Raw genomic sequence first — 15,607 nt, 5'->3', positions numbered from 1 at the left:
CCGGTGAGTATCAAAACGCAACTACGTCGCCGCCCGGCGGCGGACGACACGCATCTGCCCGCCAGTTTGCCGCCGCTGCTGCGCCGGCTGTACGCCCTGCGCGGCGTGCAGGGTGAGCATGAGCTGGAGCGCGGCGTCAAGGGCATGCTGCCCTGGCAACAGCTGGACGGCATCGACGACGCCGTCAGCCTGCTGCAACAGGCGCTGGCCGACGGTCGCCGCATCATGGTGGTGGGCGATTTCGACGCTGACGGTGCCACCAGTACCGCGCTGACGGTGCTGGCGCTGCGCAGCATGGGCGGCGCAGCTGTTGACTACCTGGTGCCTAACCGCTTTGAAGACGGCTACGGCCTGAGCCCCGAAGTGGTGGACCAGGCGGCGGCGCGCGGCGCGGAGCTGATCGTCACCGTCGATAACGGCATCTCCTCCCACGCCGGCGTCGATGTGGCGCACGCCAAGGGCATGCAGGTGCTGGTGACCGATCACCACCTGCCGGGGGAGACCCTGCCGGCGGCCGAAGCGATCGTCAATCCTAATCTGCGCGGCTGCGCCTTCCCGTCCAAATCGCTGGCTGGGGTGGGCGTCGCGTTCTACCTGATGCTGGCGCTGCGCGCTCGCCTGCGTGACAGCGGCTGGTTCGAGCAGCGCGCTCTGGCGATGCCCAATCTGGCGGAACTGCTGGATTTGGTGGCGCTCGGCACCGTGGCCGACGTGGTGCCGCTGGACGCCAACAACCGCATTCTGGTGTATCAGGGGTTAAACCGCATCCGCGCCGGCAAATGCCGTCCGGGCATCCGCGCGCTACTTGAAGTGGCCAACCGCGACGCTCGCCAACTGGCGGCCAACGATCTCGGTTTCGCCCTCGGCCCGCGTCTCAACGCCGCCGGTAGGCTGGACGATATGTCGATCGGCGTGGCGCTGCTGCTGAGCGACGACATCGCGCAGGCGCGCATGTTGGCCAACGATCTCGACGCGTTGAACCAGACGCGACGCGAGATAGAGCAGGGCATGCAGGTGGAAGCCCTGCAGCTGTGCGACCAGTTGGAGCGCACCAGTACCGAGCTGCCTTACGGGCTGGCGATGTATCACCCGGAATGGCACCAGGGCGTGGTGGGTATCCTCGCTTCACGTATCAAAGAGCGTTTCCACCGTCCGGTGATCGCGTTTGCGCCGGCGGGCGACGGCATCCTGAAAGGCTCCGGCCGCTCGGTGCCCGGCCTGCACATGCGCGACGCGCTGGAGCGGCTGGATATGCTTAACCCCGGCCTGATGATGAAGTTCGGTGGTCACGCGATGGCGGCCGGGCTGTCGCTGGAAGAGGACAAGTTTGACGAGTTCCGTCAACGCTTCGGCGATCTGGTAGGGGAATGGCTCGATCCGGCGATGTTGGAAGGCGTGATCTGGTCCGACGGTGAACTGGCGATGCAGGAGCTGTCGCTGACGACGGCGGAGCTGCTGCGCGAGGGCGGCCCGTGGGGGCAGGCGTTCCCGGAACCGACTTTCGACGGCAAGTTCCGCATTCTGCAGCAGCGGCTGGTGGGCGAGAAACACCTGAAGCTGATGGTGGAACCGCTCGGTGGCGGCCCGCTGCTCGACGGCATCGCGTTCAACGTGGACACCACGCTGTGGCCGGACAGCAGCGTGCGCGAGGTCGAACTGGCCTACAAGCTCGACGTCAACGAGTTTCGCGGCAACCGCAACGTGCAGCTGCTGATTCAGCATCTTTGGCCGCGCTAAGGCGAAATTGAACACAATTCGGGGATTGGGCTCTCCAATCCCCTGCATCCTTCCCGATCGCCACAAAAACTGACCAACTCGCTATAAACTGCCGCCCGGATCCGTTAGAATTAGCGGTTCCAATGGCATTCCGCCATCGACGACATCAACGTAAAAGAACGAAACCATGTTTGAAATTAACCCGGTAAAAAACCGAATTCAGGACCTGTCCGAGCGGACTGCGGTTCTTAGGGGGTATCTTTGACTATGATGCCAAGAAGGAACGCCTAGAAGAGGTCAACGCCGAGCTGGAGCAGCCGGACGTTTGGAACGAGCCGGAACGCGCGCAGGCGCTCGGCAAAGAGCGCGCCGCGCTGGAAGCCATCGTTGAAACCATCGATCAGTTGGAGCAGGGCGGCGAAGACGTCGGCGGGCTGCTGGAACTGGCGGTGGAAGCCGACGATGAAGAGACCTTCAACGAAGCGGTCGCCGAACTGGATCAACTGATGAGCAAGCTGGATCAGTTGGAATTCCGCCGCATGTTCTCCGGTGAATACGACAGCGCGGACTGCTACCTGGATATCCAGGCCGGTTCCGGCGGCACCGAAGCGCAGGACTGGGCCAGCATGCTGCTGCGCATGTACCTGCGTTGGGCCGAAGCCAAGGGCTTCAAGACTGAAGTGATCGAAGAGTCCGACGGCGACGTCGCGGGCCTGAAATCGGCCACCATCAAGATCATCGGCGACTACGCGTTCGGCTGGTTGCGCACTGAAACCGGCGTTCACCGCCTGGTGCGCAAGAGCCCGTTCGACTCCGGCGGCCGTCGTCACACCTCGTTCAGTTCGGTGTTCATCTACCCGGAAGTCGACGACGATATCGATATCGAAATCAACCCGGCGGATCTGCGTATCGACGTGTATCGCGCCTCCGGTGCGGGTGGTCAGCACGTCAACAAAACCGAATCCGCCGTACGTATTACTCACCTGCCAACCAACATCGTGGTGCAGTGCCAGAACGATCGTTCTCAGCATAAGAACAAGGATCAAGCGTTTAAACAGCTGCGAGCCAAGCTGTACGAGTTTGAGATGCAAAAGAAAAATGCTGATAAGCAGACGATGGAAGACAACAAGTCCGACATCGGCTGGGGCAGCCAAATCCGTTCTTACGTGCTGGATGACTCCCGCATCAAGGATTTGCGCACCAACGTCGAAACGCGTAACACGCAGGCCGTACTGGATGGCGACCTGGATAAATTCATTGAGGCAAGTTTGAAAGCCGGGTTATGAGGAATAGAAATGTCTGAACAACAAGTACAGGGCGCCGATCAGGCGCTGGATCTCAATAACGAACTGCAGTCCCGCCGCGAGAAACTGGCCGGCCTGCGCGAGAACGGCATTGCGTTCCCGAACGACTTCCGTCGCGACTCCATCTCCGACAAACTGCACGCCGAGTACGGCGATAAAGACAACGAAGAGCTGGAAGCGCTGGGCGTAGAAGTGACCGTCGCCGGCCGCATGATGACCCGCCGTATTATGGGCAAGGCATCCTTCGTCACGCTGCAAGACGTGGGCGGCCGCATTCAGCTGTACGTCGCGCGCGACGATCTGGCTGAAGGCGTGTACAACGACCAGTTCAAGAAGTGGGACCTGGGCGATATCCTCGGCGCACGCGGCAAGCTGTTCAAAACCAAGACCGGCGAACTGTCGATCCACTGCACCGAGCTGCGTCTGCTGACCAAAGCGCTGCGTCCGCTGCCGGACAAATTCCACGGCCTGGCGGATCAGGAAACCCGTTACCGCCAGCGTTACCTGGATCTGATCGCCAACGAAGAATCGCGCAATACCTTCAAGGTGCGTTCTCAGGTGATGTCGGCTATCCGCAACTTCATGGTGGAACGCGGCTTCATGGAAGTCGAAACCCCGATGATGCAGGTGATCCCGGGCGGCGCGTCCGCGCGTCCGTTCATCACGCACCACAATGCGCTGGATATCGACATGTACCTGCGCATCGCGCCGGAACTGTATCTGAAGCGTCTGGTGGTCGGCGGCTTTGAGCGCGTGTTCGAAATCAACCGTAACTTCCGCAACGAAGGCGTTTCTCCGCGTCACAACCCAGAGTTCACCATGATGGAACTCTACATGGCTTACGCGGATTACAAAGACCTGATCGAGCTGACCGAGACGCTGTTCCGCACCCTGACCGAGAAAGTGCTGGGCACCTCCCAGGTGCAGTACGGTGACGAAGTGTTCGACTTCGGCAAGCCGTTCGAGAAGCTGACCATGACCGAGGCGATCAAGAAATACCGCCCGGAAACCGATCTGGCTGACCTGGCCGACATGGGCAAAGCGGTGGCCATCGCCGAATCCATCGGCATCAAGGTTGAGAAGAGCTGGGGTTTGGGCCGCGTTGTGACCGAGATCTTTGAAGAAGTGGCGGAAAGCCATCTGATTCAGCCGACCTTCATCACCGAGTACCCGGCTGAAGTGTCGCCGCTGGCGCGCCGCAACGACGTTAACCCGGAAATCACCGACCGCTTCGAGTTCTTCATCGGCGGCCGCGAAATCGGCAACGGCTTCTCCGAGCTGAACGACGCCGAAGATCAGGCACAGCGCTTTGCCGATCAGGTGAACGCCAAAGACGCCGGCGACGACGAAGCGATGTTCTACGACGAAGACTACGTCACCGCGCTGGAGCACGGCCTGCCGCCGACCGCCGGTCTGGGCATCGGCATCGACCGTATGGTAATGCTGTTTACCAACAGCCACACCATCCGCGACGTGATTCTGTTCCCGGCGATGCGCCCACAGAAATAATCCCGTTTAGCGTGCAACAACCGGTGCAGGCGACTGCGCCGGTTTTTTTTCGCCCACTGGACTTAACCGCTTAAAACATCGACAGTTACGCGCCATCTCCGCTTGCCCGCCGCCGATAACCGGTTATAATGCCTGTCGCACACCGATGCGGGTGTAGTTCAATGGTAGAACGGCAGCTTCCCAAGCTGCATACGAGGGTTCGATTCCCTTCACCCGCTCCAAAATCTCCCTATGCCTCACGCACCGTTTTCAGAAAAGCTGATTCTCAACAATTGCATCATCGTTTGGTGTGGGTTAGTTGTGAGTCAATCAAGCCATTGGCCTGGCATCTTAAGGCGATAAACAACGCGCAGCCCAATCCTGACGCGGGTGTGAGCCGCCGTCGCTGCCCACTCCGCGTTAACTCCATTTCTGTTTGGCCCCGGATGGGAGGAGGCTGTCTGTTTCTTCGCAGGAGCGATCGCATTCTTTCGGCAGCAGGAAGGTGATACTTCCTGCCAGCAACAGCGATGCTGCCAGCGCGCAAACCGCGACGCTTTGTCCGTACACATAAATCATGACGCCTACCAAATAGGGGCCACAGAACCCACCGAGGTTGCCCAGCCCATTGATCACCCCGCGTGCGCTGCCCGCCACTTCTGCCGTCGCAATGCGTCCGGGAATTGACCAGAAGGGGCTGGTCGCCGCTTTAAGGAAGAAGCCGCACACCACCAGCGCGATATAGGCGGCCACTACGTGCTCATGCAGGATCACTGAGGCTATCAGCGCCGCCGCAAAACAGTACAGGGAGATCCTGACCCACAAACGGCGTTTACCGCTGCGATCGCTGAACATCGAAATCACATAAATACCCGCCAGAGTGGCGACAAACGGCAGGATCGCCAATACCCCAACATTAGCCATACTGCCGCCTGTCAGGTTTTTCAAGATGGTGGGCAGCCACAACGTATACCCATAGTCCCCGGTCTGGTAAAAGAAATTCAGCACGACCAGGCGCATCAATCCCTTGTTGCGGAACACCGCTTTTAACGGCGCCTTGGCTGCCGGCACCATTCCTTCTCGCGCTTTGCGTTCCCGTGCCAGCTCGGTCAATAAATAGTCGCGTTCTTTCGCCGGCAGCCAACGCGCCTCTTCCGGACGGTCACTGATCACCAGCCACCAAATGGTCAGCACTACGACCGACAACAAGCCTTCGATAATGAACAGCCAGCGCCAGTCGAGAGTGGCAATAATCGCGCCGGAAACCGGGGCTGTCAGCATCCCTCCTAGTGGGGCAAACATCATGACAAAGGCATTGGCGCGGCCCAGTTCTTTTTCCGGGAACCAATTGCTTACCATGGTCAGCACGACGGGCAACATTCCCCCTTCGGAGATCCCGAGAATAAAACGCAGCACGAGCAGCTGATATTCATGGGTGACGAACCCGGTGGCGATAGAGACAACCGCCCAGGCCACGAGGGACCAGGCGATAAAACGTTTCCCGCTTCCGTAAACCGCAAGTCGTCCACCAGGGATTTGCAGAAATAAATAACCAATAAAAAAGATACCGCTGGCCACGCCAGCCATCTGGCTGGTAATGCCTAAATCCTGTTCCATGCCGCCCGGCAGAGCAAAGCTGATATTAACGCGATCCATAAATGAAATAATGCAGGTGACAAGGATCGGCGCGATAACCCGCAGCCAGCGAGTTCCTGGTATTTTATCGGTCATAATAGCGTCTCGATGATATCCGCCATCCACCGAGGATTATTGTGTTGGCGGATAAAAATGATTATTCGTAACTCAGGTGATCATTTTTATTTAATTAATCCAGGAATATCCTGATGGGAAAAATAACCTGCCAGATTATCCAAAACGGATTGGCTCATTCCCTGACGAGTTTCTACGGTAGCACTGGCCACGTGGGGCTGAAGCAGAACGTTCTCGAGAGCAAAGAACGCTGTCGGGACATGGGGCTCGTTTTCAAATACATCCAGAGCGGCCCCGGCGATAACATGATTTTGTAACGCCTTTATCAGCGCCGCCTCATCGACCAGGCTGCCGCGGGCGATATTGATAAGCCAGGCACTATTGGGCATGGCGTTAAATACGCTGGCATCAATAATCCCGCGGTTTTCCGCACTGCCAGATGCCGCGATCACCAGGAAATCACTCTTCGCGGCGAGCGTGTGCAGATCGGCGCACCACTGGTAATCCAGGTCGTCTTTGCGCTGGCGGTCAGTATACAGGATGGCCATATCGAAGCCTTTCGCCCGCCGGGCGATGGCTTGGCCAATATTCCCCATGCCAAAAATACCGATGCGTTTACCGCTCACTTTGTTCGCCAGCGGCGGCGGCGTCGTTTCCCAGCGGCCTTCGCGTACAAAACGGTCCCCTTGGCATAGACGGCGGCTGGCGGACAGCATCAACCCCATCGCCAGATCGGCCACATCATCGGTCAGCACACCGGCGGTGATCCCGACGCTGATATGGCGCTCCCGGGTGTAGTCGAGGTCGATAGCGTCGGTCCCCACGCCAAAGACAGCAATCATGCCCACCTGCGGCAACTGCTCCAGCGTCTGCCGGGTTACCCCCACGTCGCCACGGGTGACCACCGCCTGAACGTCTGCGCCATGGCGAACCAGGAAGGCTGGAATATCTGATTGTTCATAGAGACGGAATACCCGGTAACTGGCATCCAGCGCGGCCTGCAAAGCATCCATCACCGGCGCGATAAGTAAAATGGTGGGGTGAGTATCAGTATGCATAGTTGCGTTCCTGTCTGAAAAAAATAGGGGATATCCTGTATCAGACGTTTTTTTACCGCTTATTTTTGCGATCTACATCACGCCAAAGAGTGTTAAAAAAGCATGTTACTCCCGGCGTGATCTCGTGTGCAATTTCGGGGTTTCTGTCAGTTATTATCGGGCCAGATAACCCACTATGCCCGTAGGAGGAGAATGCGAAATCGATCGATTCTGGTGAGAAGGGTGAATACCCAGTGATTTTCTGCCGTGGATCACAGGATAAGTAACGTCGTTTCGTAACACTTAATTAAGTGACTTTTGTCACAGTTTTAAACGGTTAAAAACCGTGAGATAGGCCATGACTTATTTCACCATGCCGAATAGCTTTTTAGATGGAGTTTACTCACAGTGGTAATGGGTTGTAAATATTAGAAAACGAGAGGGTTGCATTGCTGCTTATTCATATTAATCGTGGTGGCCATAGAGCGGCCTCTTGAGAACAGAAGGTTAATAAATAAGTCTACTGCAATTATGTCTGGATTGCGTATTGCTATAAAACCACTCAGCCATTGTTCTTGTCGGTGAAGTACCGCACCGATCTCTACCAGAGAAAATATCATGATTATTGATGCCTTAACCACTGCCGTAAATAATAGTTTCTATCCGGCGGCTATCCGCAAAATGCTGGCCAGCATTATTGAGTGTGAGCCGTCTAATTTACCTGTCGGCCACTATCAGGTACAGGGTAAACAGATGTTCTTTAACGTCGTTGAAGGGGAAACCAAACTATTGGCCGACCAGAAGCCGGAGTTTCATCGCCAGTATCTGGATATCCATCTTGTTCTGGAAGGGAAAGAAGTGATTGGTGCCGGGGTCTTGGGGCTACCTCTGCCCCTGAGTGAGCCGTTTAACGAGGCGCACGATCTTGGGTTTAGCCCGGCGATCCCCGGTGAGACGCTTATCCATCTGCAACCCGGTGAATTGGCCGTTATCTTCCCGGGGGAGCTGCACCGCCCGATGAGTACCTGCACAGCACCGGCAGCTCTACGTAAAATTGTGGCGAAAATCGACGCTGCCCTGCTGACGTAGCAAGACGTTCAGCGGCGGGCCAGGGGGATGGTATCGCTACTTCAGGCAGCCCGGCGGAAAGCTTTGCTCATCCGCTGTCTGCACCCATTCCGAAGAATACGCCTTTCCTGTTAAAGCCAATTGCCCCTGACTGTTAAAGATTGCGTCGGATTGAATAAATCTACGGCAGAAATCACGCCGAATTATTTACAGGCTTATTCGCTTCAGGTTCACAGTGCATCATTAATAACCATGAGTTTACCTCTGTAGCTGATGTAGACAATCTCATAACGCCTTGATCTTTTAATGCGATTCCTCCCCATTGGCGCCATTTTTTATTTTTGTTTGCATGCGTTCTGATACATATTAAAAAAACTATATAAAAACAAAATTATTTCGGAGCTAACAATGTCGTTGCAAATCGTGCTTACCCGCAGGGAGGCGCTGGTAAAAATGGTGGGCGTAATCGTCGCCGCCAGCCTGTTGCCTTATTCAAATATAACCTATGCCGAACGGGCGCAAATTGCCTCTTCGCCCGTCGAATACGCGCAATTTCTGCAAATTTCGAGGAAAATTACCGAGTTTGAAGATTTGGACGTCACACTCTCCGCCCGCTATTTTTCTGCACTGCGCGAACATTTTCCGCAGTTGAACCCGCAGCTCAACGCCTTGTTCACCCTGAGCCAGCGAGCCTCCGATGCGGAAACCTTGAACCGATATGCGATTGAACACGGGCAGAGGGAGCTTATCCAAGCGATCGTGACCGCGTGGTATACCGGAACCGTAGATCCTTCAAACGCCGAGCATGGTCAGTTGATTGCTTATAAAGAAGCGCTGATGTATCGCACGGTCCAGGATGCCCTGATTGTTCCGACCTGGTGCAATTTTGGCCCGCTGTGGTGGACCGGCTTGCCGCCGGGCGTTAGCCGCCAACCTTCCATTCCCGCAACAGATTTGCCTGCCGTAGCCGATAAAAAATATGAGGACCGCGTGTGAAAAGCCCAATAATTAATGCTTCCGGCGATGCAGAGGCCGATGTCGTCATTGTCGGTTCCGGTATTGTGGGCGGTCTGATGGCGGATGCTTTGGTGAGCCAAGGCTACTCGGTGCTGGTACTTGAGGCTGGCCCGCGCATTGAGCGCGCTCAGGCGGTGGAAAACTGGCGCAATATGCCACTGCACAATCGTGCGGGGTCGGATTTTCAGGGGCTTTACCCGCAATCGGAGTATGCCACCGCGCCGCTCTATTTCCCGGAAAACGACTATATCAAACTGACTGGCCCCAATGGATCTGGCTTTAAACAGGGCTATTTGCGTGTGGTAGGGGGAACCACCTGGCACTGGGCCGCTTCTTGCTGGCGCAACCACCCCAATGATTTTCGCATGAAATCTCTCTATGGCGTGGGGAGAGACTGGCCTATTTCCTACGAAGACATCGAACCGTGGTACGCGAAAGCCGAAGAGGAGATAGGCGTTGCCGGCCCGAATAATCCGGAGTGGCAGTCCCCTGCGGAACGCAGCGGACCTTACCCGATGGACATGGTGCCCTGGGCCTACGGCGACAGACGCATTGCTGAAATTGTTAATCCTCACGGTTTTAAATCGGTGCCCATTCCGCAAGGCCGCAGCACACGGCCCTGGAACGGACGGCCCACCTGCTGCGGCAATAACAATTGCCAGCCGATTTGCCCGATCGGGGCAATGTACAACGGCATTCACCACGTTGAACGGGCCGAACACAAGGGGGCGAAGGTGATCCCCGAGGCGGTGGTGTACAAAATTGATACCGACGACAATAACCGCGTCACCGCCGTTCACTGGTACGACACGGCGCACAACTCCCATCGGGCGATCGGTAAAACGTTCGTTCTGGCCTGCAACGGGATTGAGAACCCGCGCTTGCTGCTGCTGGCGGCCAACGAAAAGAACCCGAACGGCATCGCGAACAGTTCGGATCAGGTGGGGCGCAACATGATGGATCACTCTGGCCTGCACTGCTCCTTCCTGGCGCGAGAGGCCCTGTGGATCGGCCGCGGCCCGGCGCAGAGCAGCTGCATGGTGGGGTATCGTGACGGTGCGTTCCGCAGCGACCACTCCGCCAACAAGATCATCGTCAACAACATCAACCGGGTGATCCCCTCCGCCCTTGAAGTACTGAAAACGGGTAAGGTCGGCAAGGCGCTGCAGGATGAAGTGCGCGATCGCGCCAGCCGTTCGGTGGATCTTTCCATCAGCCTGGAACCGCTGCCGGATCCGAACAACCGTCTTACCCTGAGCCCCACCCGTAAAGACAAGCATGGCCTGGCCTGCCCGGACATCCACTACGACGTCGGCGATTACGTGCGCAAAGGGCTGGACGTGGTCAAAACCCAGCTACGGCAGATTGGCGACTTGTTTGATGCGCAAGAGTTTGTGATTAACGACAAGCTGAATGCCAACAACCACATTATGGGCGGCACGATCATGGGTAGCGACCCCGCGAACTCGGTGGTGAACGGTAATTGCCGCGCCCACGATCACGACAACCTTTGGATCCCGGGGGGAGGCGCCATGGTTTCAGCCAGCGTTGTCAACACCACGTTGACGATGGCGGCTCTTGGACTCAAGGCGGCCAATGACGTACTTCGAGCCCTGGAGAGCAAATGAATAAAATCACCCACTCGCTGGCAGTGACGCTGTTGCTGGGAAGCGGTTTTGCGGCGCATGCCCAGGACGGCGATCTGATCGCTAAAGGGCAAGCGCTGGCGATCGCCTCTGACTGCATGGCTTGCCATACGAATACGCAGCAGCAGGGCAAGCCTTTTGCCGGAGGGTACGGCATTGCTTCCCCCATGGGCACTATCTACGCCACCAATATTACTCCATCGGTAAAATACGGCATCGGCGGCTATTCCGAAGCGGCGTTTGCCGACGTTCTGCGCTCCGGGATCCGCAAAGATGGGTCGTATCTCTATCCGGCAATGCCCTACACCGCCTACACCCGTCTGAGTGATGACGAGATCCACGCGCTGTATACCTATTTCATGCATGGCGTTGCTCCGGTCGATGAGCCCGCCAAACACCAAACCGATCTGCCGTTTCCGTTTAACATCCGCCTCTCCATGGCGGTATGGAACATGCTTTATTTGGACAATCGGCGCTTTACCCCCGATCTGACGAAAGGTGAGGCGTGGAACGAAGGGGCTGCGTTGGTGCAGGGGCCGGCTCACTGCGGAACCTGTCATACGCCGCGTAATATGCTGATGGCGGAGGACAATTCGCGCTTCCTGATGGGGGCATCGTTGGGCTCTTGGTTCGCACCGAATATCACCGCCGATCGCCAGGAAGGGATCGGCAACTGGAGCGAGAAGGAGCTGGTGGACTACCTGAAAACCGGTCGGGCGGAAGGGCGCGCGCAAGCTGCGGGGCCAATGGCGGAAGCCGTTGAGCACAGCTTCCAATACCTGACCGACCGGCAGCTGCAGGCGATTGCAACTTACCTGAAGACCGTGCCGTCACAGGGCGACGAGCGTCAGGGCAATAGCCTAAGTCAGGCGCACTACAACGTTGAGCACCATCTCCGCGGCATGAACTCGCCCAATGCCAACCACACGCTCAATAGCGGCGAGGCGCTATACAGCGGCTACTGCGCCAGTTGCCATCAGCCGGACGGCAGCGGCAGTTTGAACCAGGCCTACCCTTCGCTATTCAACAACTCCACCACGGCCGCGAGCAATCCTGCAAACCTGATTGCCGCCATTTTGCAAGGGGTTGATCGCCGGGTCGACGGCAAGCACGTACTGATGCCGAGCTTTGGCACCGGGTCCTATGTCGGGGAGTTGACGGATAAGCAGGTTGCCGATATCGCTAATTTCGTGCTGCAGAAATACGGCAACAGCACGCTGAGCGTGACTGAGGCCGACGTGAGTGAAGTTCGCGCCGGGGGCCCGAAACCGCTGTTGGCGCGTGCGCAGCCGATGATTCTGCCTGGCATGGCGACCGCGGCGGTCATCATTATTCTGCTGATCTTATTCTGGCTCCGGCGCCGCAAGGCACGTTAAGGAGGCGTTCGGTCAGGTGGGTGACGCCATCTGGCCGAATCTTGGTCGGGATAGCGAGTGATGTTCTTTTGACGAGGCGGGCAGTTATGGCCAGTGATGAAGTCACTGGCATAGGGCAAGCTATATGGTCTCCCCCATTGACAGGCGGAAGTGGAGATCGACACGTTCAATGGTCGGTAGCCCTTTAATTTTTTTGATTATGATTTCTGTCGCCACTTTCCCCATCTCATATCGTGGCGTCAGTACGCTGGCTAACCGGGGGGTAATGATCTGCCCGATCTCAAGGCCGTGAAATCCGGCAATGGCAATTTGCGCTGGAACGCTGATACCGGTTGCCAGGCATTCCTGCAGCACTCCCACGGCCAGATCGTCGTTGGTACAGAGAATACCGTCCATATCCGGATACATCTGGCTTGCAAGCGTCATCATGCCTGTCCCAATCGAAATGGAAGAGACCTTATTGGGGGAAATACGACCGGTAGGTAAATCATGGTTAGCCATTGCCTGACAGTATCCCGTGTAACGCTGTTCATCGCGGATATCAGACATTGAACCAAAATAGATAATGCGTTTTTTACCGCTGGCCAGCAACATGGTGGTCATATCGTAGCCGGCTTTCACATTATCAAAACCCACGTTAATTCGATCTGTATTGCCTGACAGCCCCATGATTTCAGCCACGGGTATTTTGGCCGCCTGCAGGAATTTTTCCGCCCGCAGGCTATGGACCGACTCGGTCAGCAGCAGCCCTTTGATCTTAAAAGCCAGGATCGCGGCAATTTGCTCCTCCTCGCGTTTGCTGTTGTAGTCATAATTCACGACCAGCGTTTGATAGCCATGTACAGACGTCACGGATTCAATGCCGGCGAGGACATCAGCAAATATCAGATTGTTAAAAGAAGGAACCAGAACGCCGATGAGGGGAGGGCTATTGGAATAGAGGGCTGGATTGTCAGGATCGGCCCGATAGCCGACCTCCTCGATCACGGCGGCGATGCGCTCAGCGGTTTCTGGTTTAACCCTGTCCGGCGTGCGCAGATAGCGACTGACCGTCATTTTGGTTACACCAGCCAGTACAGCAATGTCATTTAACGTAATTCGCTGCGACTTCACCATTCATACTCATCTGACCCAGACCGTATTTGTCATTATGCCCACTGCCGAGTCAAAAGAGAATGCGTGCAATGCGCTGCCTCAGCCGTATCCGGTGACAACCGCACGATGCGCCGTGGACTCTCCTGAAAGAAAAGGCCGGCAGCTTGCCTTTTTGGCCCGCCCAATAACATGAACGGGCCGATATGGCGGGCTAGCTGAGGATATCTTCGGCGATCACCTCGAACAGCGTATCGATCTCGTCCAGGGTGTTGTAGTGCATCATGCCGATGCGCAGTACGCCGCCGTCCTGCAACCCCAGCTGTTTCACCAAGCCCAATGCATAGAAATGCCCGCTGCCCGCGCAGATGTTGTGCTGCCCCAGACGGCGGGCGATAGCGTCTGGCGTATGGCCGCTGAAGGTTAGGGCGAAAGTCGGCGTGCGGCGTGCACTGTCCGCCAAAGGGTTGCCATATAACCGGACGCCGTCGAGTTGCTGCAGCCGTTGCAAAAAGTGGCGGCACAGCGCCTCTTCATGCCGGTGGTAGGCGGCGAAGCTCTCCTGCAAACGCTCCCTCAGCGGCGCGCCCGGCGCCCCCCACTGCGCCAGATAGTCGATCGCCGCCGCGACGCCGGCCAGCGCTTCGAAGTTCTGCGTGCCAGTCTCGAAACGGCCGGGGCCGATATCGGTGGCCGGCTCGACTTTGTACGGCCGCAGGCGTTGCAGCCACTGCGGCGCGATGTAGGCCATACCGACGTGCGGGCCAAAGAACTTGTAGGCGGAGCACACCAGGAAATCACAGCCTAACGCCTGCACGTCGATCAGGTTGTGCGGCGCGTAGTGCACGGCGTCGACATACACCTGCGCGCCGACTCGATGCGCGGCTTCGACGATGGTTTTGATATCGACGATGCTGCCGGTGACGTTGGAGGCGTAGCTGACCGCCACCAGGCGGGTATTGGCGTTGATGCGTTCACACACCTTAACTGCATCCAATGCGCAGTCGGCGCTTTCCAGCGGTATCTGGTGCACCACGGCCCCTTTATCGGCGGCGGCCTGCTGCCAACTGGAGACGTTGGCGTAGTGATCCAATGCGGTGACGATGACCTCATCGCCGGCCTGCCAGTCGCGGCTGATGATGCGGCTGAGATGGAAAGTCAGCGTGGTCATGTTCATGCCGAAGACGATATTGTCGGGCGACGGCGCATTTAATAGGGCGCGCACCGATTCCCGCGCCTGGCCCATCACCTCGCCGGTGACTCGGCTGGAGAAGTAGTGGCCGCCCAGGTTGGCGTTGTATTTCCCCAGGTAGTCCGTCATTTTTTCCAGCACGCCGCGTGAAACCTGTGCGCCGCCGGGGCCGTCGAAAAAGATCGCCGGTTTGCCGTCGATTTGCTGAGACAGAGCGCTGAATTGGCGTCGGGCGAGTTCGGGCGTAAAGATCATGCTTTCCCTCCCCGCGCGGTGAGGACGAAGAGATCTAAGTGGCCTTCTTCTGCGGGGCTCACGGCGTTGATCGGCGTGGCGTTGTGCCACAGTTTGCTGTCCGCCAGTAACACGGCTTCACCGTCCGCCAGCGCTTTTTTAAAGAAAGGATCGTGGCGGTTGTCGTCGTACAGCATGATTTCACCGCCGACGATATTGTGCCGGTGAATAGCGATCATCGCGATATGGTCGAAACCGTCCTGGTGAATGCCTTCCGGCGCCACCTGGGTATCTTTCTCGATGGCGACCACGCGCATCTGGTGGATCTCTATCTCGGTGCCTTCCGGCAGTTCGTTGCTTTCGGCAAACAGGTTGCACATTTCTGCCATGCCTGCGCTCTGCAGTACGCTGCTGTCGATGGGTTCGAAGCGGCGCACCACGTTGCCCTGGAAGTGGTTGATCTGCTCGGACTGCATGAAAGTGCGCGGCCCCACTTCAACGATGTTGGGGTTGAGATATTTAACGACCGAATAACGGCGCAGGCGATATTTTCCGTCGGCGTGTTGCGTATGAGGCAAGGAGGAAAATGAAGGCATCAGTTGTCGGGTGGCTTGCGGGCTTAGCACAGTCATACTTATTACGTTTTCGTGTTTCTGTAACATAATCACCTCTAATAATAATAATTTCTGATGTTGTAGGGGGTAATTCGATTGAATTGTAGACGACT

At 57.0% G+C, this 15,607-nt stretch carries 12 protein-coding genes and 1 tRNA gene; 8 read left to right on the top strand and 5 right to left on the bottom strand.

Annotated features, from left to right (window positions below):
- Positions 1–3: 3 nt before the first annotated feature.
- From recJ to EGY12_RS03120, 4 genes are all read left to right on the top strand, one after another.
- On the top strand, positions 4–1,737 hold the full coding sequence (gene recJ / locus EGY12_RS03135; protein WP_123892540.1) for a single-stranded-DNA-specific exonuclease RecJ: 1,734 nt from the start codon (positions 4–6) through the stop codon (positions 1,735–1,737).
- A gap of 166 nt (positions 1,738–1,903) precedes the next feature.
- Positions 1,904–3,002, top strand: a protein-coding gene (gene prfB / locus EGY12_RS03130; RefSeq protein WP_096242572.1) for a peptide chain release factor 2 whose coding sequence is annotated in 2 segments (ribosomal slippage) — positions 1,904–1,978 and positions 1,980–3,002 — 1,098 coding nt in all. Because the reading frame shifts where the segments join, the coding sequence is not laid out codon by codon here.
- Between the two features lie 9 nt (positions 3,003–3,011).
- Positions 3,012–4,529, top strand: coding sequence for a lysine--tRNA ligase (lysS, locus tag EGY12_RS03125; RefSeq protein ID WP_123892539.1), 1,518 nt, complete (start codon positions 3,012–3,014; stop codon positions 4,527–4,529).
- A 147-nt stretch (positions 4,530–4,676) separates the two neighbouring features.
- Positions 4,677–4,750 (top strand) — tRNA-Gly (locus tag EGY12_RS03120).
- A gap of 178 nt (positions 4,751–4,928) precedes the next feature.
- On the opposite strand, the gene EGY12_RS03115 is transcribed toward EGY12_RS03120, so the two are convergent.
- On the bottom strand, positions 4,929–6,239 hold the full coding sequence (locus EGY12_RS03115) for an MFS transporter (RefSeq protein WP_123892538.1): 1,311 nt from the start codon (positions 6,237–6,239) through the stop codon (positions 4,929–4,931).
- 86 nt (positions 6,240–6,325) lie between these two features.
- On the bottom strand, positions 6,326–7,276 hold the full coding sequence (locus EGY12_RS03110) for a 2-hydroxyacid dehydrogenase (RefSeq protein ID WP_123892537.1): 951 nt from the start codon (positions 7,274–7,276) through the stop codon (positions 6,326–6,328).
- 597 nt (positions 7,277–7,873) lie between these two features.
- Here EGY12_RS03110 and EGY12_RS03105 point away from each other — a divergent pair.
- The 4 genes from EGY12_RS03105 to EGY12_RS03090 all read left to right on the top strand — a co-directional run bounded on the left by EGY12_RS03105 (position 7,874) and on the right by EGY12_RS03090 (position 12,362).
- Complete coding sequence (locus EGY12_RS03105) at positions 7,874–8,344, top strand: YhcH/YjgK/YiaL family protein (protein WP_123892536.1); 471 nt, start codon at positions 7,874–7,876, stop codon at positions 8,342–8,344.
- Positions 8,345–8,731: 387 nt separating this feature from the next.
- A complete protein-coding gene (locus EGY12_RS03100; protein WP_123892535.1) occupies positions 8,732–9,319 on the top strand; it encodes a sugar dehydrogenase complex small subunit in 588 nt (195 codons plus the stop codon).
- Entirely contained in the window at positions 9,316–10,968 is a 1,653-nt protein-coding gene (locus tag EGY12_RS03095) for a GMC family oxidoreductase (RefSeq protein ID WP_123892534.1), read from the top strand. The genes EGY12_RS03100 and EGY12_RS03095 overlap by 4 nt, the downstream gene beginning before the upstream one ends.
- Complete coding sequence (locus EGY12_RS03090) at positions 10,965–12,362, top strand: cytochrome c (protein ID WP_123892533.1); 1,398 nt, start codon at positions 10,965–10,967, stop codon at positions 12,360–12,362. The genes EGY12_RS03095 and EGY12_RS03090 overlap by 4 nt, the downstream gene beginning before the upstream one ends.
- Positions 12,363–12,482: 120 nt before the next feature.
- On the opposite strand, the gene EGY12_RS03085 is transcribed toward EGY12_RS03090, so the two are convergent.
- From EGY12_RS03085 to EGY12_RS03075, 3 genes are all read right to left on the bottom strand, one after another.
- On the bottom strand, positions 12,483–13,475 hold the full coding sequence (locus EGY12_RS03085; protein ID WP_123895549.1) for a LacI family DNA-binding transcriptional regulator: 993 nt from the start codon (positions 13,473–13,475) through the stop codon (positions 12,483–12,485).
- A gap of 193 nt (positions 13,476–13,668) precedes the next feature.
- Positions 13,669–14,901 carry a cysteine desulfurase-like protein gene (locus EGY12_RS03080; protein WP_123892532.1) on the bottom strand — a complete coding sequence of 411 codons (1,233 nt, stop codon included), beginning with the start codon at positions 14,899–14,901 and terminating at the stop codon, positions 13,669–13,671.
- The gene (locus tag EGY12_RS03075; RefSeq protein WP_253722921.1) at positions 14,898–15,512 is read right to left on the bottom strand and encodes a 2OG-Fe dioxygenase family protein; all 615 of its coding nucleotides are present in this window, start codon (positions 15,510–15,512) and stop codon (positions 14,898–14,900) included. The genes EGY12_RS03080 and EGY12_RS03075 overlap by 4 nt, the downstream gene beginning before the upstream one ends.
- Positions 15,513–15,607: the final 95 nt, after the last annotated feature.

It is taken from the genome of Serratia sp. FDAARGOS_506 (assembly GCF_003812745.1).
Taxonomy (GTDB): Bacteria; Pseudomonadota; Gammaproteobacteria; order Enterobacterales; family Enterobacteriaceae; genus Serratia.
This window is presented reverse-complemented; position numbering and strand designations above follow the sequence as displayed.